The 21,299-nt window shown below is 38.5% G+C and carries 18 protein-coding genes; 9 read left to right on the forward strand and 9 right to left on the reverse strand.

Annotated elements, in window-relative coordinates:
* Positions 1 to 17: 17 nt before the first annotated feature.
* The 6 genes from WBW42_RS03870 to pilG all read right to left on the reverse strand — a co-directional run bounded on the left by WBW42_RS03870 (position 18) and on the right by pilG (position 8,624).
* Positions 18 to 485, reverse strand: coding sequence for a hypothetical protein (locus WBW42_RS03870; protein WP_002116250.1), 468 nt, complete (start codon positions 483 to 485; stop codon positions 18 to 20).
* Complete coding sequence (locus WBW42_RS03875) at positions 485 to 4,990, reverse strand: hybrid sensor histidine kinase/response regulator (protein ID WP_032070562.1); 4,506 nt, start codon at positions 4,988 to 4,990, stop codon at positions 485 to 487. Before WBW42_RS03875 ends, WBW42_RS03870 begins: the two co-directional genes overlap by 1 nt.
* 147 nt (positions 4,991 to 5,137) lie before the next feature.
* Entirely contained in the window at positions 5,138 to 7,216 is a 2,079-nt protein-coding gene (locus WBW42_RS03880) for a methyl-accepting chemotaxis protein (RefSeq protein WP_005072794.1), read from the reverse strand.
* Between the two features lie 42 nt (positions 7,217 to 7,258).
* On the reverse strand, positions 7,259 to 7,795 hold the full coding sequence (locus WBW42_RS03885) for a chemotaxis protein CheW (RefSeq protein ID WP_002116439.1): 537 nt from the start codon (positions 7,793 to 7,795) through the stop codon (positions 7,259 to 7,261).
* A 60-nt stretch (positions 7,796 to 7,855) separates the two neighbouring features.
* Positions 7,856 to 8,218 (reverse strand): response regulator, encoded by a 363-nt coding sequence (locus tag WBW42_RS03890; protein WP_002116220.1) that lies wholly within the window; start codon positions 8,216 to 8,218, stop codon positions 7,856 to 7,858.
* A gap of 22 nt (positions 8,219 to 8,240) precedes the next feature.
* Entirely contained in the window at positions 8,241 to 8,624 is a 384-nt protein-coding gene (gene pilG, locus WBW42_RS03895; RefSeq protein ID WP_000389061.1) for a twitching motility response regulator PilG, read from the reverse strand.
* A 284-nt stretch (positions 8,625 to 8,908) separates the two neighbouring features.
* Between pilG and WBW42_RS03900 the strand changes: the two genes are divergently transcribed.
* The 4 genes from WBW42_RS03900 (at position 8,909) to WBW42_RS03915 (ending at position 15,616) form a co-directional block, all read left to right on the forward strand.
* Positions 8,909 to 9,547, forward strand: coding sequence for a hypothetical protein (locus WBW42_RS03900; RefSeq protein ID WP_017400247.1), 639 nt, complete (start codon positions 8,909 to 8,911; stop codon positions 9,545 to 9,547).
* Positions 9,548 to 9,615: 68 nt separating this feature from the next.
* On the forward strand, positions 9,616 to 10,725 hold the full coding sequence (locus WBW42_RS03905; RefSeq protein ID WP_080776822.1) for an efflux RND transporter periplasmic adaptor subunit: 1,110 nt from the start codon (positions 9,616 to 9,618) through the stop codon (positions 10,723 to 10,725).
* 15 nt (positions 10,726 to 10,740) lie between these two features.
* Complete coding sequence (locus WBW42_RS03910) at positions 10,741 to 13,839, forward strand: efflux RND transporter permease subunit (RefSeq protein WP_284105243.1); 3,099 nt, start codon at positions 10,741 to 10,743, stop codon at positions 13,837 to 13,839.
* Between the two features lie 58 nt (positions 13,840 to 13,897).
* Entirely contained in the window at positions 13,898 to 15,616 is a 1,719-nt protein-coding gene (locus WBW42_RS03915) for a proline--tRNA ligase (RefSeq protein ID WP_032056677.1), read from the forward strand.
* Positions 15,617 to 15,666: 50 nt separating this feature from the next.
* Here the strand turns inward: WBW42_RS03915 and WBW42_RS03920 are convergent, their stop codons facing one another.
* The 3 genes from WBW42_RS03920 to WBW42_RS03930 all read right to left on the reverse strand — a co-directional run bounded on the left by WBW42_RS03920 (position 15,667) and on the right by WBW42_RS03930 (position 17,012).
* Positions 15,667 to 16,008: a YegP family protein gene (locus WBW42_RS03920; RefSeq protein ID WP_002116533.1), complete on the reverse strand. Its 342-nt coding sequence runs from the start codon at positions 16,006 to 16,008 to the stop codon at positions 15,667 to 15,669.
* A 211-nt stretch (positions 16,009 to 16,219) separates the two neighbouring features.
* Entirely contained in the window at positions 16,220 to 16,564 is a 345-nt protein-coding gene (locus WBW42_RS03925) for a zinc ribbon domain-containing protein YjdM (protein ID WP_002116259.1), read from the reverse strand.
* A 91-nt stretch (positions 16,565 to 16,655) separates the two neighbouring features.
* Positions 16,656 to 17,012, reverse strand: coding sequence for a DUF488 domain-containing protein (locus tag WBW42_RS03930; RefSeq protein ID WP_014207564.1), 357 nt, complete (start codon positions 17,010 to 17,012; stop codon positions 16,656 to 16,658).
* A gap of 174 nt (positions 17,013 to 17,186) precedes the next feature.
* On the opposite strand from WBW42_RS03930, the gene rutD reads away from it, so the two are divergent.
* The 5 genes from rutD (at position 17,187) to rutC (ending at position 21,233) form a co-directional block, all read left to right on the forward strand.
* Positions 17,187 to 17,993 (forward strand): pyrimidine utilization protein D, encoded by an 807-nt coding sequence (rutD, locus tag WBW42_RS03935; RefSeq protein ID WP_032056678.1) that lies wholly within the window; start codon positions 17,187 to 17,189, stop codon positions 17,991 to 17,993.
* Positions 17,990 to 18,577, forward strand: coding sequence for a malonic semialdehyde reductase (locus WBW42_RS03940; RefSeq protein WP_032005458.1), 588 nt, complete (start codon positions 17,990 to 17,992; stop codon positions 18,575 to 18,577). Before rutD ends, WBW42_RS03940 begins: the two co-directional genes overlap by 4 nt.
* A 359-nt stretch (positions 18,578 to 18,936) precedes the next feature.
* Positions 18,937 to 20,055: a pyrimidine utilization protein A gene (rutA, locus tag WBW42_RS03945; protein WP_004705762.1), complete on the forward strand. Its 1,119-nt coding sequence runs from the start codon at positions 18,937 to 18,939 to the stop codon at positions 20,053 to 20,055.
* A complete protein-coding gene (gene rutB / locus WBW42_RS03950) occupies positions 20,052 to 20,804 on the forward strand; it encodes a pyrimidine utilization protein B (protein ID WP_032056679.1) in 753 nt (250 codons plus the stop codon). Before rutA ends, rutB begins: the two co-directional genes overlap by 4 nt.
* Before the next feature lie 45 nt (positions 20,805 to 20,849).
* Positions 20,850 to 21,233 carry a pyrimidine utilization protein C gene (rutC, locus tag WBW42_RS03955; protein ID WP_032052667.1) on the forward strand — a complete coding sequence of 128 codons (384 nt, stop codon included), beginning with the start codon at positions 20,850 to 20,852 and terminating at the stop codon, positions 21,231 to 21,233.
* Positions 21,234 to 21,299: the final 66 nt, after the last annotated feature.

The following is a 21,299-nucleotide window of genomic DNA, read 5'->3' on the forward strand; positions in this document are numbered from 1 at the left end:
AAAATGAGTTCCTTTTTTTATAGATGAAATGAATTTTGAATATATTGCAAATTAGGAACATGGTAGCGTTGATTGTCCATACGAATATATTTAAATACAGTTGGGTGCTGTAAAGACTCTTGTATATCGTCATTTTCATCTACGACTTCAGAAATACGCAGGCGAACTGAAACTGGCATCGATTTACACACAAGTGCAAAACGTTGACTAATGTCTTCGCTTTCAATGACTAAAGCTACTGCTCGAGAATCTATTTCGTTGTGAACCGAATAAACAGGGAGTTTTACATCATGCCATTCAATATGCTTGATACCGTTTTTAACATCCATAGCAGATAACACTATATTTTGCGGCAATAGCATCGGCACTTGCTGATGACACTCGATAATATATGCATCAATAAAACCAGTTGAGACAGTAATTAAATGCTGAAGCTCTTGCTGGTCCATTTCATTAATTAAGGATGTACTTATATTACTTTTCATTAGGCAAGTCTCCCTTCAAATGTCATGAATAACGCATCAATATTGTCAAGTAAGTCTTCTTCTTGGAAAGGTTTACCCATGTATTGGTTCACACCTAAAGTAAATGCTCGTTCACGGTGTTTTTCACCAGTTCGTGATGTAATCATAATCACTGGTATATCTTGATGTAGATCATGATGTCGAACGAGATTAAGTACCTCAAAGCCATCCATTCGTGGCATTTCAATATCAAGTAACATGAGATCTGGTTTAATATTTTCCAATTGCTCAATCGCATCAACCCCATCTTTAGCTGTGACTACATCATAGCCCTGACGTTCAAGTAAGCGAGACGTCACCTTACGTACAGTTACCGAGTCATCTACAATCATGATAAGACGTCGCTCATCAGACTCGCGTTGTCTATAGATAGTTTCATTAAGCGATTTATGTCGGCGAGTAGATTGAATTTGGCGAGCAATATTTTGTCCATCTAAAATTAGACAAACTTGACCATCACCTAAAATAGTTGCTCCTGCAATCGCACCAATGCTAGAGAATTGTTGTCCTATTGGCTTAACTACAATCTGTGCGCGTGAGCCAATCAGTTGGTCAACTAATAAGGCGACGGTTTGTCCATTATTTGCCTTAATCATTAATACTGGTAATGAATACATCATTCCACTTAAGCGCGGAATTGGTTGATTACCAACAAACTCAGATAAATAACGTAATGGATAGCGCTTATTTTCAAATTCAAAGAGCTCTTGTTCACTTCCGAAATATTGTTCTAATGATGCTGGTGAAACTCGTACAATTCGATCAATCTGCGCCAGTGGGATTGCAAATTGCTGATCAGCAACTTTAACCATTAAAGCATCACTAACAGCTACTGTCGTTGGAACACGTATGGTAAAGACAGTTCCCTGCCCGTATACAGAGTCGACACTCACATGGCCACCTAAGGCCTTAATATCACTTTGCACGACATCCAGTCCGACGCCACGGCCTGAAATCTGAGTGACTTGATCGGCTGTACTTAAACCAGGATGGAAAATCAGCTGTAAAATATCTTGATGTTCTAATACTTGCTCTGGATTAATCAAACCAGACATTAACGCCTTTTGACGAACCTTCTCGATATCAATACCTTGCCCATCATCCTTAAATGTAACTACAACATCTGTACCTTGACGATGAATATTGAGTTCAATGCGTCCAGTTTCTGGTTTTTTAGCTTGTTCACGTTGCGCACGGTCTTCTAATCCATGGTCAATTGCATTTCTAAGCATGTGCTCAAGTGGCGTAACCAAACGTTCTAACATTGTCCGGTCCAGCTCGCCTTCTGTATTATTAACAAAAAGCTCCGCTGGTCGATTTAACGTGGTAGAAGTCTGCCTCACAATTCTTTGCAGACGAGGCAATAATCGAGAAAATGGTACTAAGCGTGTTCGCATAAGACCTTCTTGAATTTCAGCCTGAATACGCGATTGCTGTACCAATAAACCTTCAGTGTCTCTGATCTTTTCAGATAATGTATTTTTAAAATCTACTAAATCCGATGCAGACTCGGCAAGAGACTTTGATAACTGATTTAATGAAGAATATTGGTCCATCTCTAAAGGATCAAATTCCGTATAACGTGAGTTCTCAATACCGTGCTTTGCAATAATTTGGGTTTCCAATTCACCTTCCATTCGACGCAACTGATCTGCAAGTCGCTGAATAGCCAATTCCATTTCCGCTAAGGTATGACCAAATTGGCTTAAATCCATTTCAATTCGCGAACGGTTAATCGAATTTTCACCAGACAGATCAATCATTTTTTCAATTAAATCTGCCGAGACTCGAATCATCTCATTATTTTGATCAAGGCGTTGTGCTTGTTCCCACTCACCCATCATTGGCGGTGGTTCTGTACCGTCACCTTGCACAAAACTCATTACAGGTTCCGTGCTGAATAGATCAGTTCTAGTTAACTTACTAGGAATTTGAATTGCTCTTTCAATGAACTGGATATTTTCCAGACTTTGTTGTAAACCATCGAAGTGTTGATAATTTTGTTTAAAAATTGCCTCTTTTAACCAGACAATTGCACTCTCTAATAAGTTGTCATAAATATTTGAGCTGAAATGATGAAGCGCAAATTGTTCAAAAGCATTCTCAAGTTGATAAGCAATCGCTTGCACGGTTTCAAGTCCCAGCATACGGGAACCGCCTTTCAAGCTGTGCACTGCTCTTTGTAGTTGAAGCAAGATACTACGGTTAGTACGTTGCTCGAACCATTGTTTTAATAAGTGATCGGCCATTTCTAATAGTTCGGCCGCTTCCTCCATGAATGTCTGCTCGACAACAGTATTAATATCTTGATCTGGGATACTCTCTGTATGATCGTGATCAGCATAAAGAACTTGTAATTCGGTTTGCTCAACAAGTTGATTATTAGACTTAGCAATCTGCTCAGAAGCAGAAGTTAACTCACTGAGGTTTAACGCCGTATTATTTATCGCTTCTTGTTGTAATACTTCAAAATTTAATTCAGGTATAACATACGTTTCAGGTTCTGTTTTGCTCTCTTTAATATGAGAATCAAATACCTGACCTGCATTTTTAAGTGCTTGAATAGTATGAGAAGCAGCATAATCTAGGTGCTGTTCACGCACTATTTGAAGACGGTCAGCCAAGTCATCTTGAACTAGTCGAATAAAATCAATGAGAGCAGACGAAACTATCAACTGTTTTTGAATTAAACGCTCATAAATACTTTCTAACTCATGTGCAATTAAACCAATATAAGTTGCCTGAATCATATTTGCCCCACCTTTTAAGGTATGCAAATAACGCATCAGATTATTGAGAGCGGCAAAGTTTTCTTGATCATTAACCCAAAGATTAAGATCTGTATCCATTCCCTCAAGCAACTCATCGGCTTCTTCAAGAAAAATATCTAAAAGATCTGGATCAAAATGACGGTTTACATGCTCAGACGAAATAAACTGTCGATCTAGTTGTACACTCTGTCCTATGGTGACCTGATCAGTGAATACATTTTCTATCAGAGGTTCATTCGCCGTTTGTTCAACTTCAGCATTAAACAATGGTTCAAAAACGTCTTGATGAGTTTCTAATGATTCGGAATTAAGATTTGGAATATATTGAGTATATAGTTTTAGCTCATCCAAGACATTTTGGTGTTGCTCGATGATACTTACTCTTTGTCCCGCAGCTAATGCATCAAATAACTGAATTAATTGTTGGTGCGCTTTTTGATAAATTTCAAAAATATAATCTGATTGCAATAAATCAGGTCGATCAAGCAATATGTCGTAGCTTTCTTTCAACTGGTTAGTATATTCATATAAACCAATCATTGCCTGCGACTGAGTATGTTGCAGCAAAACATCTGCTTGTTCACTTAAACGTTCAAGATAATGAGGAAACTCTGTACGTATTCCCTTCTCAAAGTCTAATTCCGCATCAAGTAATTCAGCAACATCTAGCTGTAATAGCTGAGACACTAAACCATGTGGAGGCATGAGTGGGCTCGAATGCTCACCATGCTGCTCCATGTAAGCATCCCAAACCTGATTAAATTTTTGTAGATCAGATTCCAATTGCTCAGTAGAGCAATGTGCAGCCAATAGATCTAAACTATTTCGAATAAACTGACGATAATCACGGAGTAATGAAACTTCTTCTGAATGAGAAGAAAGCTCTTCTTGTAATAGTATTTTAAATAAATGCTCAACTTTGGTACTAGCTTCAAAGATTGGTTCTACATGAGCCATGGCAGAGCTGCCACGTAATGTATGTAACGCACGTATTAGAGCATTATAACTTTCATGCTGATGTATTTCTTTTTCCAAAAACTGATCAATTGTCGCTAAGTGCTCTTCTGCTTCTTCCATAAATAAAATTAAGGTTTCAGCAAGAGTCTGTTCAGTTTCTATAGCAACTTCTGGAGTCAAAATAGTTAAAACTTCTGTAGATTCTGGTTCTAAGTCATTCGCTTCTAAACCAGTTTGAGTTTCAGCAGTAAGAATATCTGATAATAATAAAAGTTCGTCTAACGCGGGTTCTATACTTTGCTGTTGCTGTAATTGTTGTCCCAATAAAATTAGGGGCCTAAAGTCTAGGGTATGATTTTTTTTAGATTTGAAGTCATCTACTAACTTAAAGAAATAGAACTTAAATACCAACTGAACATATTGTTGGATGTCAGGAGTTAATCCGAGACTCTGATTGATTACCCGATTAAGCGTATCTTCCACAGTCCAAGCAAGCTCAGCAGAAGATTTGGCCCCAATCATTCGCCCTGAACCTTTCAATGTATGAAAATGACGGCGGATTTCAGTAAGCGTAGCAACATTTTCAGATTGCATCCATTCGTGAATCAAAGATTGTAATTCAACAAAAATTTCTTCAATTTCTTCGACAAATATTTCAAGAAATTCATCATCTTGTTGAGAGTAGCTATCTTCCGGTAGCATCATTGCTTCAGTTAAAGTTTTTAATATTTCTTTCATAGCAAAGGCTTCTTTTGCTTGTCTCCTAAATGGAGAAAAACGACAGAGTCAACACCAGAAAAATAGCTGTTTCCCCAATATTTATCTGGTGTTGTTAATACTTTTTAGAAGAATAGCGGTACTGAAACAGCTATTCTCATCCCCAATTTAATCAGGTAATTTAAAGTCCGTTACCGATTCACGTAATGACTCTGCCATGTTTGCTAGTTCAGAAACAGAGCGTGCTGTATCAAAGGTTGCAGTTGTCGTTTGTGAAGTAATTTCTTGTACGACTGTCATGGTGGTCGCAATATGGCTGGCAGATGCAGATTGAAGTTTTGCTGCATCAGAAATGCTGGCAATTAAGTTTGCCAAGTCACCCGATACTTTTTGAATTTCATCCAAGGCAATACCCGCGTCTTTTGCCAAGTTTGCACCACGCACAACTTCAGTGGTGGTTTGTTCCATCGAAATAACAGCTTCATTTGTATCAGTCTGAATTGTTTTAACCAGAGTTTCGATCTGTTTAGTTGCCGATGCAGAACGCTCTGCAAGACGCTGTACTTCGTCAGCAACTACGGCGAAACCACGGCCTGCTTCACCAGCCATAGATGCTTGAATTGCTGCGTTTAATGCAAGAATGTTAGTTTGGTCGGCAATATCGTTAATGAGCGATACGATGTTACCAATTTCTTGTGAAGACTCACCCAATCGCTTAATACGTTTAGACGTTTCTTGAATCTGTTCACGGATTGTGTCCATACCTTCAATTGAACGGTTTACCACTTGCGCACCATTAGAGGCAATTTGTACCGAACGCTCTGCTACCTCAGCAGATTCAGATGCATTTGAAGATACTTGGTCAATCGATTGCGCCATTTCATTCATTGCTGTTGATGCACCAGCAATTTCTTGAGCCTGATGCTCAGACGCCTCTGCTAATTGGTTCGTAATACTCTGCGTATCTTGTGTATAGCGAGCAACTTCTTGAGAGGTTTCATGAATACGGGATACAAGGTCACGTAGTTGGTCAATCGCAAAGTTAATCGAGTCGGCAATTGCTCCCGTAAAATCCTCAGATACAGTTGCATATGAACGTAAGTCACCATCTGCAAGATCGGCGATTTCATCAAGTAAACGTAAAATCGCGTTTTGGTTACGGTCATATTCGTCTTGTAATCGAGTAACACGTTGCTTATCCATCACACTACGTAATGTGATCAATTTAAATACAGAGAAGATTAAGCCTGCTAAAGAACTGATTAGCACCGCACCTAACAATAAAGTAAGCCAGTTCTTTCTTGCTACATCAGATAAATGCCCCAAGTTATCTAACATCACATCTGATTTAGAGAAGATCTGAGAAGATGCCTGACGAACATTGACAATCTGGTTACCATTTTTTAATACCGTGGCAGCAGCAGATTTTAAGACTTTGTCATATTCAGATTTAATACTTTCTAATGATTCACGTAAAGCCGGATCAGCAATACGATCAACACCCAATTCAGCATTACCATTAAGTTCAGCATTTAAATACGTACCAAACGTATCAATGTCTACACCAAAATCGCTAGTCGATACATTGCCATCGGTACCACTTAATACCGAGTTAATAGAACGTAAAATACGTTCGGCAATAAATACCTGGTTTTTAGCAATAATTACCTGACTACTTGGCAAACCTTGACGCGCCATTTGGTCAACCATCAAGTTATATTCTGCCTGAATCTCAGGGACGGTTTCGCTAATAGAGATGTTGGTGTCATATAACTGGTTAAGGACTTTTTGATGTGCTGAAATCAAATCGATGTTTTTTGAAAGTTCAGTCCACATAACTTGAACTTTTTGATATTCATCAGTCGATTTACCGTGAATATTTTCAATCTCAAGTAAGTTTTCATTAAAGTCTTTTTGAGACTGCTGTAGCTTGGTGATTGCCTCTTGAGAGCCAGACTCAGTTGCTTCAGTTGCTTGTTTAGAAATCGTTTGAGATAACAAACGCAACTCACCGAGACTTCGAATTAACTGGTTATGACGTGGAACGTTATAGAACAGATAGGCTAGAGAAACTAATGCAAGCACAAAACATAAAAGTGCTGCATATAGGATTGGCTTGGACTTTTCACTTTCCCCAAATAAACTGGCAAACTGCTCAATTTTTGACTGGATTGTTGCAATAAAATTGACACCCGATTTTTCGGACGCAACCCGACTGCTGCCTTTCTTTTTAAGCTTAAAGCCCATAGCTTTTCCCCAGAAAAATACTCTGTTTTCACAGCGTAAAAATTAGTTTATAAATTTTGTCGATGCATTCATGTAATGTGGGTTTTGCAATAAACGACTAAATAAAAAGACATGCCAATGTTGGTTATGTTGATGAAAATAACCTTGGCAATATTCTTTTAGATTTTCCTCTAAGTCTAAGCTTTGAGAAAAAAAGCTTTTTTTATTAAAGTGCTGAATCCCCAAAACCTGATCCACGACCAACCCCACATACTGGTCGCGATGGCTAATACACAATACTTTTTGAGTTGACGAAAATGAACTTCGTTGCCCTAAAATAAAATGCGCCAAATCAGACACTGAAAGTAATCTTCCTCGAATATTTGCCAATCCCTTTACCCAACTTTGGGTATTTGGAACAGGTGTATATTTTGGCGGATAGATTACTTCTGACACTTCCCCAAGTGGTGCGACGAAGTATTGCCCTCTCATTTCAAAAGCAATTCCTGACCATCGCTGTGCTTCATTTTGAACTGAAGCGTAATTCTTATTACCCCGTTTAGACAAACGAAGTAACTCGATAAATCCATTCGCTGCCATACTCGATCCTATAAAACGGGTACAAAATGCCCGTTATTTATGTTTTTATGGATGGATGAGTTAATTTAGAAATTGTTTAATTACATCAATCAATTGATTTTCTTCGATTGGCTTAATCAAATAATCGATTGCACCTTGACGCTTGCCCCATACACGGTCAGTTGCCTGATCTTTAGTACTCACAATAACAACAGGGATATGCTTAGTGTCTTCATCACGAGTAATCTGACGTGTTGCCTGAAAACCATTTACACCCGGCATTACAACATCCATCAATACAAGATCTGGTTGCTCTGCTTTTGCAAGAGTTACACCATCTGCACCATTTGATGCTTCAAGCACGTCATAACCATGTTTGGTTAGGATCTCTTTAAAACGGAAAGTTTCTGTTGGTGAATCATCTACAATGAGAATACGTGCCATTTTTTTGCCCTCAAATTATTGTTTATGAACTTACATGATTACGAATCGCGTTTAACAATTCATCTTTGCTAAAAGGTTTCGTCAAGTATTCATCTGAACCTACCACACGCCCTTTTGCCTGATCAAATAAACCATCTTTACTAGAGAGCATGATAACGGGAATATTCTGATAATTTTGAGAGTTTTTTATCAAAGCACAAGTTTGATAACCATCTAAACGAGGCATCATGATATCGACAAAAACAATATCCGGATTTGCTTCTGCAATTTTGGACAAAGCTTCAAATCCATCCACAGCAGTAATGACTTCACAGCCTTCACGCTGTAATAAGGTTTCTGCTGTACGGCGAATGGTTTTTGAGTCATCAATCACCATTACTTTCAGATTTTGGAATGCATCTTCCATTTAATCTTCCATCCCCATAAAAATAAAATATAAATGCAATTTAACTTAAATTTGTTTTTACACATTTACACGCATTTTTAACATATCTCACCTTCTATTTTCAATGAGGCATTTTTGTCTACTTTCTCATTTATAAACAATAACTTTTAACCTCATCACACTTTAATTAAAATTATCATTTTTTTTATAATGACTATATTTTTATTCAGCTAAATAATAATTAATATAATGAAGATTAAATATTTAAAAATAAGCGACTTAGCTATCTTTTTTGGGGATTTTCAATGAATGACAGGATGAAATATGCCTTTTACAGGAACTGTTTGTCTGTATCTATAGGCATTATTTCCTTCGGATCACTCTTTTTCTTACCCTCTAGTGTTGCTATTGCCGACACACCTAAAGCGGTTTGGTATCGTTATTATGACCAACATGGTATTGCCAATATTAGTACATCGGTCACACCTGCTCATATTCGTTATGGTTATGAAGCTCTAGATCGTAATATGCAAGTAATAAAAAGAAACCACTCTTATAATGCTGAAGCTGATTTAAATCAATCGAGTCAACGGGCATTATTGGCGCGACATAAAGAACAAGATATCAAATTAAAAAAAGCTTATAGCAATAGTAAGACAGCTTCGATTAAAAGAGATCAGGCATTAGTGTCTATAAAAAAGCAAATTAATTATCAGCAGGAACAACTTAATCAATTACAACAAGACAAAATTTTATTTAAGCGTCAGGAAATGGAGTATTTCAGAAAAGGAGAACCGATTCCTGAGCGTCATAAGGCTTTGATTGAAAACAATCTAAATAATATTAATCGGGTTAAACAAACACTTGAAACACTTTCCAAGACCTATAACCGAACCAACAATGAGTATGAAAATATTATCGATCGTTTAAAAAAGCTTGAATAACTGCAAAGGTTTATCAAGAATAGGGGCAAAATAAAATTTGAATTATAGGATGATGCTGTATGCACACAATGCATCTCACCCCTTCTACTTTTTTTAAACTGAGTATTATTAGTTTATGTTTAATTTTAGCTGCATGTAATCAGCAAGAAACAACTCAAACCTCAGCCTCAGCTCTTGTAAAAATTGAGCTTATTCCTCAAGATCTTATTGCAGTTAAAGAAGGAGCTCTTGATTCTCAAACTGCATTTACAGGAACTATTCGTGCGGTTCAGCAAAGTTCCATTCAGGCGCAAGTAAGCGCAACAGCGACGAATGTCACTGCAAATGTCGGCCAACAGGTACAAAAAGGTCAAGTTCTGGTGAGATTGAATAATCAGGACAATGTTGCACGATTAGCGCAAGCACGCGCCAACCTTGCATCAGCTCAGTCACAAGCTGAACTTGCTCGTAATTTGATGAACCGAAAACAAAGATTATTTAATCAGGGTTTTATTGCTCGTGTCGAGTTTGAACAAAGTCAGGTTGACTATAAAGGCCAGCTTGAAAGTGTAAAAGCACAACAAGCCAATGTTGATATTGCTAAAAAAGCGGATCAAGACGGAATTATTACTAGTCCAATTTCAGGTGTGATTACTAAACGCCAAGTTGAACCCGGTCAAACTGTTTCAGTTGGACAAACACTATTTGAAATCGTAAATCCCGATCAACTTGAAATACAAGCCAAGTTGCCAATTGAACAGCAATCTGCGCTTAAGATCGGTAGCAACATTCAATATCAAATTCAGGGCAATTCTAAACAATTAAATGCAACGCTAACTCGCATTTCACCTGTTGCAGATCAAGATAGTCGACAAATTGAGTTTTTTGCTGCTCCTAAAGAAAAAATTGACTCGTTAAGTATTGGAGCTTTCATTAATGGAAACATTTTGCGCAATGACACTCATCAAGGCCAAACTATTCCTTTAGATAGTATTCAAAATATACAACATGATCCGTTTGTATGGGTGATACGCAATCACACCATTCAAAAAGTTAAAATTCGGGTGGTTGAACAGCGTTATAACGACAATATTGCTTTAGTCGAAGGTTTACAAAGCACAGATCTAGTCAGCCGTATTCAATTTGAAGATTCCGACATTAATAAAAAAGTGACGGTTACAACCGACAAAAATAAATAAGGTAGCAAATAGCGTATGTGGTTTACTCGAATCAGTGTGAAATACCCCGTTTTTACCATTATGATGATGCTTAGCTTAATGGTACTCGGGTTGGCATCTTGGAAACGTATGACTGTCGAAGAGTTTCCGAATATAGATTTCCCATTCGTAGTAGTCACTACACAATATGCGGGTGCATCACCAGAAGCGGTTGAGTCAGATATAACAAAAAAACTTGAAGATCAAATTAATACTATTTCAGGAATTAAACAGATTACCTCACGCTCAAGTGAAGGCCTTTCAATGGTGATTGCCGAGTTTAATCTTGATACTTCTTCAGCGATCGCGGCACAAGATGTTCGTGACAAAATTGCACCCGCCACAGCGCAGTTCCGTGATGAAATTGATACACCGATTGTGCAACGCTATGACCCCTCTTCTAGCCCAATCATGTCAGTCGTATTTGAATCAAACAGCATGAGTTTGGCGCAATTAAGTTCGTATGTAGATAAAAAAATCGTACCTCAGCTTAAAACGGTTTCGGGTGTCGGTAATGTGAATTTATTGGGCGATGCTAAACGGCAAATACGAATAAAGGTTATTCCTGCACAATTGCAAAGCTACGGCATTGGTATTGATCAGGTCCTTAACACGCTAAAAAATGAAAATATTGAAGTGCCTGCAGGTACCTTACAGCAAAAAAATTCTGAACTGGTCGTACAGATTCAATCGAAAGTTATCCATCCTCTTGCATTCGGTGATTTGGTGATTGCCAATAAAAATGGTTCACCCATTTTTTTAAAGCAAGTGGCAACTGTTGAGAACACGCAAGCCGAACTACAATCGAGTGCCTTCTATAATGGAAGAACTGCGGTCTCAGTCGATATCTTAAAAAGTTCCGATGCCAATGTCATTAAAGTCGTCGATCAGACTTATCAAACGTTAGAGAAATTAAAAGATCAAATGCCTGCGGGCTTAAATTACAAAGTCGTAGCTGATAGCTCTAAAGGTATTCGCGCTTCAATCAAAGATGTTGTTCGAACCATTATTGAAGGTGCTGCTTTAGCAGTTCTCATCGTTTTACTCTTCTTAGGCTCTTTCCGCTCTACAGTTATTACCGGTTTAACCTTACCGATTACTTTGCTCGGAACCTTAACTTTTATTTGGGCTTTCGGGTTTAGCATTAACATGATGACGCTGTTAGCTTTATCACTCAGTATTGGTTTACTCATTGATGATGCAATTGTAGTTCGGGAAAATATCGTCAGACATACTGAACTTGGCAAAGACCATGTGACCGCTGCTCTTGAAGGGACAAAAGAAATTGGTTTAGCAGTACTCGCAACCACGCTTACTATTGTGGCAGTCTTTCTACCCGTAGCCTTTATGGGTGGTCTGATTGGACGCTTCTTTTATCAATTTGGTGTAACGGTCAGTACGGCTGTTTTAATTTCAATGTTTATTAGCTTTACACTCGATCCAATGCTTTCAGCTCACTGGAAAGATCCTGTAAAGAAAAAAGATAATTGGCTACAACGTTTTTTTAACCATATTTCTAATTTGCTAGATCGGCTTACTCATGTTTATGAAAAGCTATTAAAGCTTGCTCTACGCTTCCGTTTCATTACAGTCATTGTTGCAATCGCTTCATTATTTGCTGCATTAGGGCTATCGAAACTGATTGGAACCGAATTTGTACCTACACCAGATAAAGGTGAAGTCCGTATCCAGTTCGAAACCCCTGTAGATTCTTCTTTAGAATATACCCAAGCCAAATTACATCAGGTCGATCAAATTATTAGACAATTCCCTGATGTGGTTTCTACTTATGGCGTGGTTAACAGTGAAGTAGACTCTGGTAAAAACCATGCTGGTTTAGGGGTGACCTTAAAACCGAAACAAGAACGTAGCTCAGATCTGAATACACTCAACAATGAGTTCCGTGATCGTTTGCAAACTGTAGCGGGTATTCGAGTAACTTCTGTTGCCGCAGCACAAGACTCTGTCTCTGGCGGACAAAAGCCAATCATGATTTCTATTAAAGGATCTGACCTAAATGAACTACAAAAAATTTCAGATCGCTTTATCGCTGAAATGGAAAAAATTAAAGGCGTAGTTGATTTAGAAAGCTCATTGAAAGAACCTAAACCGACTTTAGGTGTTCATATTAATCGCGTGCTAGCAAGTGATTTGGGCTTATCTGTTTCCCAAATTGCGAATGCCATTCGACCATTAATTGCGGGCGATAATGTCACCACTTGGGAAGATCGTGACGGCGAAACTTATGATGTGAATTTACGTTTAAATGAAAATAAACGTATGCTTCCGCAAGATGTGCAAAATTTATATATCAACTCTAATAAAACCAATGCAGCTGGACAAAATATATTAGTTCCATTGAGTGCCGTCGCAACGACCGAAGAAAAACTTGGGGCTTCGCAAATTAACAGACGTGATCTTGAACGTGAGGTTCTTATTGAGGCAAATACCTCTGGTCGCCCGAGCGGAGATATTGGTCAAGACATCGACAAAATGCAAAAGGCATTTAAGTTACCTGCGGGCTATACATTCGATACTCAAGGAGCAAACGCCGATATGGCTGAATCTGCGGGATACGCATTAACAGCCATTACCCTATCGATTGTATTTATTTATATCGTGTTAGGTTCTCAGTTCAATAGCTTTATTCATCCCGCAGCAATTATGGCCTCTTTACCTTTGTCATTGATTGGTGTTTTTCTTGCCCTATTCTTGTTCCAAAGCACCCTAAATCTGTTTTCGATTATTGGTATTATCATGCTGATGGGGCTTGTCACTAAAAATGCGATATTGCTGATCGATTTTATTAAGAAAGCGATGGATCAGGGTGTGAGCCGTTATGACGCTATTTTACAAGCTGGTAAGACCCGTTTACGTCCAATTTTGATGACCACAAGTGCTATGGTGATGGGGATGGTTCCCTTAGCTTTAGGTCTCGGCGAAGGCGGTGAGCAAAGCGCACCAATGGCTCATGCGGTTATTGGTGGTGTGATAACCTCTACTCTGTTGACTCTTGTGGTTGTACCCGTCATTTTCACTTATCTGGATGACTTGAAAAACTTTATGCTGCGTCAAACACGACGATTCATGTCATAATGCAGCGATTATCGTATAATCTGCGTTTTTATAACGCTTAACTTTTAGGACTTTTTCCATGCGCGCAAGCCGCTTTTTATTTGCAACGTTGAGAGAAACCCCAAATGATGCTGAAGTGATTTCACACCAGCTCATGTTACGTGCGGGGATGATTCGTAAATTGGCATCTGGTTTATATACATGGCTGCCGACGGGAACACGTGTGCTTAAAAAAGTAGATGCGATTGTTCGTGAAGAAATGAACCGTTCAGGCGCAATGGAAGTATTCATGCCCGTGACTCAACCTGCAAGTCTTTGGGAAGAATCAGGTCGATATGAACAATATGGCCCTGAGTTATTACGTTTTAAAGATCGTCATACGAACCCATTTGTACTTGGGCCAACGCATGAAGAAGTTATTACAGATATGGCGCGTAACGAATTAAAAAGTTATAAGCAGCTTCCTGTAAATTTTTATCAAATTCAAACCAAATTCCGTGATGAAATTCGTCCACGTTTTGGTGTAATGCGTTCACGTGAGTTCATCATGAAAGATGCTTATTCTTTCCATGCAACTCAAGAATCATTACAAGAAACTTATGATGTGATGTACGACACTTATAGCCGTATTTTCACTCGCTTAGGTTTAGATTTCCGTCCAGTACAAGCTGATACAGGTTCTATTGGTGGTTCAGCTTCACACGAATTCCACGTATTGGCGGCTAGTGGTGAAGATGACATCGCATTTTCAACTGAATCTGATTATGCAGCAAACGTTGAAATGGCTGAGGCTGTTTTGGTGGGTGAACGCGCAGCACCGACACAAGAATTTAAATTGGTTGAAACGCCAAACCAAAAAACGATTGATGATGTCTGCCAATTCTTAAATGCTGATCCAAAGCAATCTGTTAAAGCATTATTGGTTCAAGGCGTTGCTGATGAAAAAGGTAATGTTCCTGTCGTTGCTCTATTTGTACGTGGCGACCACGAACTTAATGAGATTAAAGCTGAGAAACATCCTTTAGTTGCTGCACCTCTTACTTTTGCAACTGAAGAACAACTTCAAGCATTTGGTTTAACTGCTGGCTTTACAGGTCCACAAGGTTTAGTCGAAAAAGGCTTAACCGTAATTGTTGACCGTGCTGCATCGGTTCTTTCTGACTTCGTTGCGGGTGCAAATGAAGCGGACAAACATGCGGTTGGCGTAAACTGGGAACGTGATGCGCAAATTAGCGAAGTTTTTGACTTACGTAATGTGGTTGAAGGCGATCCATCTCCAGATGGCAAAGGCACACTACAAATTAAACGTGGTATCGAAGTAGGTCATATTTTCCAGCTAGGTACTAAATACTCTGAAGCTTTAGGCTGTAAAGTTCTAGGTGAAGATGGCAAACCATTTACAGTAACTATGGGATGCTACGGTATTGGTGTAACGCGTGTTGTTGCAGCTGCAATTGAACAAAACTACGACGACAAAGGTATTATCTGGCCTCAAGCCATTGCACCATTTGAAATTGCAATTGTTCCAATGAATGCGCACAAATCACCACGTACTCTTGAAGCAGCAGAGTCTCTTTATGCAGAACTTCAAGCTCAAGGTTTTGATGTGTTACTTGATGATCGTAACGAACGCCCAGGCGTTAAATTCTCTGACCTTGAATTAATGGGTATTCCACACCGTATTGTGATTGGTGAAAAAGGTCTTGATGCTGGGACTTTTGAATATAAAGGCCGCCGAGATGCTGAAGCTAGCAATTTAACTAAAGAAGAGCTTTTAGCTAAGTTAGCGCGTTCATAAATACTAAATAAAAAAGCAGCTTTTCGAAGCTGCTTTTTTTTAACTCAATTTTATGCCTGAACGGTTAAGTCTTTGATATTGGTTGATGAACCATTGTTTTTAACCGACTCAATTCCTTTATCTCGTGAAGCTTCACTTGCATAGAACTGACTCGTGCCAATAATTTGATGATTTGCAGCTTTTAAATTGAAATAAGGTTTCCCATTCTTTGCAGTTAAACGCTCATATCGGGCGTCATCACCACTATTTTTCTGAATTGATTCAATACCATTTACAGCAGAGGCTTTTGCCTTATATAGCTCACTATTTAAAATAGGTTCACCATTTCCTGCCTTCAAAATAAAACGATATTGACCATCACTCGCTTGTGAAATTTCGTACCATCCTGCCATAAAAACCTCATTTTTTTGTTGGTGTGGGTATGACTTTCGTTATTATTCTGGACGAAAGTTATTTGTTATTAATGACAATATAAAGGCGTAAATATTCCTTGAACAGTCCATTTTTTATACTTTTTCGTAATAAAATTATAATGATGTTAGGAATTTAAAAAGCAGAGATATAGACATATATCTCTGCTGAAATGTAATAATAATTAACAGTTTAAGCTTTTTTTACAAATTCAGATTTTAGCTTCATCTGACCAATACCATCAATTTTGCAATCAATATTGTGGCCATCACTTGCATCTGGAACTAAACGAATCGTTTTTACCTTTGTCCCTACTTTAACGACTGAAGATGAACCTTTAATTTTTAAGTCTTTAATTACAGTGACGCTATCACCATCTGCCAAGACATTTCCATTTGCATCTTTAATAATTTCTTGTTCTTCAGTTGCTGATGCTTCTCCTTCTTTCCACTCATGTGAACATTCAGGACAAATCAATAAGTCGCCATCTTGGTAAGTATATTCTGATTGGCATTTTGGGCAGTTTGGCAAAGACATGAAAAAAATCTCAAAAAGTATATTATGCGAGATATGACTCATTTTTTAAAGTTTTAAATAAGAGACTTTTACCAAAAAAAAATTTATATATTCATTTTAAGTTTTTACTTAATAAATATTCTTTCAAAATAATTGCGTGATTGTTTTCAACATCTTTGGCTGAATATAAAAGTGTGATCGTATTCTTCAATGCGATTTGTTGTAGCTCTTGAACTGCGGAATTGGTCTCAAGCTCTTTTAAATAGCGCTGTTTAAACTCTTGCCAATGATCTGGTGTTGCAGCATGAAACCATTTTCTAAGCTCGGTCGATGGTGCTATTTCTTTTAGCCACAAATCTAAGTGGGCATTCTCCTTACTAATTCCCCTACTCCATAAACGGTCAACCAATATTCGCTTTCCATCACTAGGCTCAGCATTTTCATAAATTCTTTTAATATGTATATCCATTTCTGACACCTACTCAGCTCAATCTAAATATCATTGGCTTAATCATCACATTGATTTGCCTTCCTCTACAATCTAAATCTTTTGCGCTAAATATTGTCTCAATTTGCCATTACTGATTAATTCAGGCATATAAATTGCTTTTGAATTTTTCATTATTTTATCAAATGGTAAAAAATGAAATATTATATTTATCCGTGTTCATCTCAAAAAGACGCCCCTTATTTGATTTTCTCATCTGGCTTAGGTGGTCATGCTAGTTTTTGGAGCCCACAACTTGAATCGTTGAGTACGCATTTCAACATCGTGACTTATGACCAAGAAGGCTGTCACCAAGACAGTGCTTTATTACCTGCACACTACCATATGTGTGACATGGCAAATCAAGTACTACATTTATTAGAACATCTTCAAATTCATGAGTTTCATATGATCGGGCATGCTTTGGGTGGCATCATCGGAATGGAACTCGCAAAGCAACTACAATCTAGCTCAATTACCATGCTCAGCCTGACACTGATTAATGCGTGGGATGAGCTAGATGCCCATACACAAAAATGTTTTGATGCCCGTATCGCATTATTAGCGTCAGCAGGTGCTGAAGCCTATGTGCATGCACAGGCATTATTTTTGTATCCTCCAGCATGGATTTCTCAGAATCATAGCCACATTAAAAGTACCGAAGATATTCAGCTCCAAGGTTTTCCGCCCAAGACAAATGTATTTGCACGACTCAAAGCATTGATGCGCTTTCAATTACAATCAGAGCACGTACAAGCACTACAAGACACTGCAATTCATATCGTTGCCAATCAAGATGATTTTTTAGTTCCAGCACATAAATCACAAGATCTTTTTACCAAACTTGGTCATGGTCAACTCTGCATTTTACCCTCTGGTGCCCATGCTTCCACAGTGATCGAATCTCAACAACTAAATCAAACTTTCATTCAATTTTTCCATAGCATTAAGGCCTTATCATGAATGCAAAAACATTAAATATGTTAGATCAACTCTTTTTAGAAGCTAGAACCCACAGCACGTGGTTAGATAAAGCCGTCAGCCCCGAGCAAATTCAACAAATTTATGATCTGGTCAAAATGGCACCGACTTCTGCCAACTGTAGTCCTGCTCGTTTTGTATTTTTAACAACACCTGAAGCTAAACAAAAACTCAAGCCAGCATTGTCGTCTGGCAATGTAGAAAAGACGATAACAGCTCCTGTCACTGTTTTGGTTGCAACCGATGCAAGATTTTATGACAAACTGCCAGAACTATTTCCGTATGCCGATGCAAAATCATGGTTTACATCAAGTGATGCCGTAGCACATGAAACTGCCTTTCGTAATAGTTCATTGCAAGCTGCATATTTAATTATGGCATGCCGTAGTTTAGGTTTAGATACGGGTCCAATGTCTGGTTTTGATGCGAAACAAGTTGATGAGCTATTTTTTGCAGGGACAAATCATCATATTAATCTCATCATTAACATCGGCTATGGCGACCCTCAGAAAGTTTATACACGCCTTCCTCGTTTAAATTTTGAAGAGGCTTGTCGAGTGGAATGAGTTAAGTCCATAACACCCTCTTCAATCTCAAAAGAGAAATACTTTAGTCCTACACGGCGACTTCAATGTCGCCTTTTTTTGTTCTGCTGTTTTATAAAATTGGATGTAATACACACTCCAAAAGTAAAATTGATCAAATGATGCACAATGAAGAAAGTTAGTTCCTCCTTGGTGCACAATCGCATTATTTTTTACCATTTGATAAAAATTATACCAAACAATAAACTCAATACATTGATAAATATATAAATATTAAAGTTGGCACGCGCTATGCATTATTAAAAATACAAACAAATACTGAAAATTATATCGTTTATAGCTTTCAGTTCGACTTCCTAAACTCACGATGGGGAATCAAGATGAAGATCGGCGTTTTTTGTCCAATTGGAAATAATGGCTGGCTGCTTTCAGAAAATGCACCGCAATATAAACCTACCTTTGAATTAAACAAACAAATTGTACAGCGTGCTGAACACTACGGTTTTGACTTTGCCCTTTCCATGATTAAGTTACGTGGTTTTGGCGGAAAAACTGAGTTTTGGGACTATAACCTGGAAACATTTACCCTCATGGCAGGTCTCGCCGCTGTCACCAGTAAAATCCAAATTTATGCAACCGCTGCAACACTAGTCATGCCTCCTGCAATTGTGGCACGTATGGCATCGACCATAGATTCGATTTCCAACGGTCGCTTTGGACTAAACGTCGTGACGGGATGGCAAATGCCTGAATATTCCCAAATGGGTATGTGGCCTGGCGATGAATATTTTGCTAAGCGCTATGACTACTTATCTGAGTATGTCGAAGTTTTGCGTGAACTTTGGGCAACCGGAAAATCAGACCTAAAAGGCGAGTTCTTCCAGATGAATGATTGTCAGGTCAAACCACAGCCTCAAGCTGATATGAAAATTATCTGTGCAGGACAGTCTGATGCTGGTTTAGCTTTTTCCGCAAAATATGCCGATTACAACTTTGTTTTTGGAAAAGGTTTAAACACACCGACAGCCTATGCCGAAATTAATGATCGTTTAAAAGCTCAAACTGACAAAACTGGACGGAATGTACAGACCTATGTGTTGTTTATGGTAATTGCAGCCGAAACAGATGCTGCTGCAATGCAGAAATGGCAACACTATAACGATGGTGCGGACATGGAAGCTATTCGTTGGCTACAAGACCAAGGTGCAAAAGATAAAGTGTCTGGCACTGACACCAATATTCGTCACATGGCCTCTAGTGTTTCTCCAGTCAATATCAATATGGGCACCATTGTTGGCTCTTTTAAAAATGTCGCAAAAATGCTTGATCAAATTTCCGAGATTGAAGGTACAGAAGGAATTTTGTTGACCTTTGATGACTTTGTACAAGGTGTAGAAGATTTTGGTCAACGCATTCAACCGCTCATGAAATGTCGTGAAAGTGTCGTTACCGAACTGGCAGAGCAAGCCGAACCAACTGTTTTGGAGAAAAGCGCATGAATGAAATGTCTAATATTGTGTGTGCAGAATTCACGGCACAGATTGGTACAGGCAAAGTATTAAAAGCCGAACCTGAACATATTCAACTAGCAGCAGAACAAACTGCGCTTGTTGTCATTGATATGCAAAATGCCTACACCTCTTTAGGTGGGTATTTAGATTTAGCAGGTTTTGATGTTTCAAAGACTAAACCTGTAGTCGAAAATATTAAAAAGGCGATCGATGCTGCACATAGTGCAGGGATTCAGGTCATCTATTTCCAAAATGGTTGGGATAAAAACTACGTTGAGGCTGGTGGTTTAGGCTCACCAAATTTTCATAAATCCAATGCCTTAAAAACCATGCGTAAACGCCCCGAGTTACAAGGCCAACTTTTATCTAAAGGCGGTTGGGACTTTGCTTTAATTGATGAGTTAAAACCTCTTCCACAAGACATCATTATTGAAAAGCCACGTTATAGCGGTTTCTTTAACACCGCTCTCGACAGCATTTTACGTGCTCGTGGCATTCGTAATTTGGTCTTTGTAGGTATTGCCACCAATGTCTGTGTCGAGTCGACCTTACGTGATGGTTTCTTTTTGGAATATTTCGGTGTTGCACTTAAAGATGCTTGCTATCAAGCCGGACCTCAAGAGGCTCACGACGCAGCGCTATATAACATTAAAACTTTTTTTGGCTGGGTATCTGACACCAATAGCTTTATTGAAACCTTTGATTCGGCATCAACATTGCTACAGCAATCTGCCTAATTCATGCATTTAATTTTATCTAAATTTTTTGATTTGGAGCATCTTATGTCTAAACAAGTTGTTATTCCTGAAGGAACAGCGGCACCACTTGCACCCTATGTTCCTGCAACCAAAGCAGACAATATTGTGTATGTCTCAGGCACATTGGCTTTTGATGAAAATAATAATGTGGTCTGTATTGGTGATGCCGCAGGACAGACTCGCCATATTTTAGAAACGATCAAAAAAGTGATTGAAACTGCAGGTGGCACCATGGATGACGTAACGTTCAATTCCATTTTCATTAAAGATTGGGCCGACTATAGCGCAGTAAATACGGTATATGCAGAATATTTTCCGGGTGACAAACCTGCTCGCTTTTGTATCCAGTGCGGCTTGGTGAAACCTGATGCCTTAATTGAAATTGCATCGATTGCCCATGTGGGATAAACGATGTCACTGATAAAAACCTTCAGCATCATAACTGATGTGATGTTTTAGCCTCGATTCATTGTA

This window comes from Acinetobacter sp. LT1 (genome assembly GCF_059800965.1).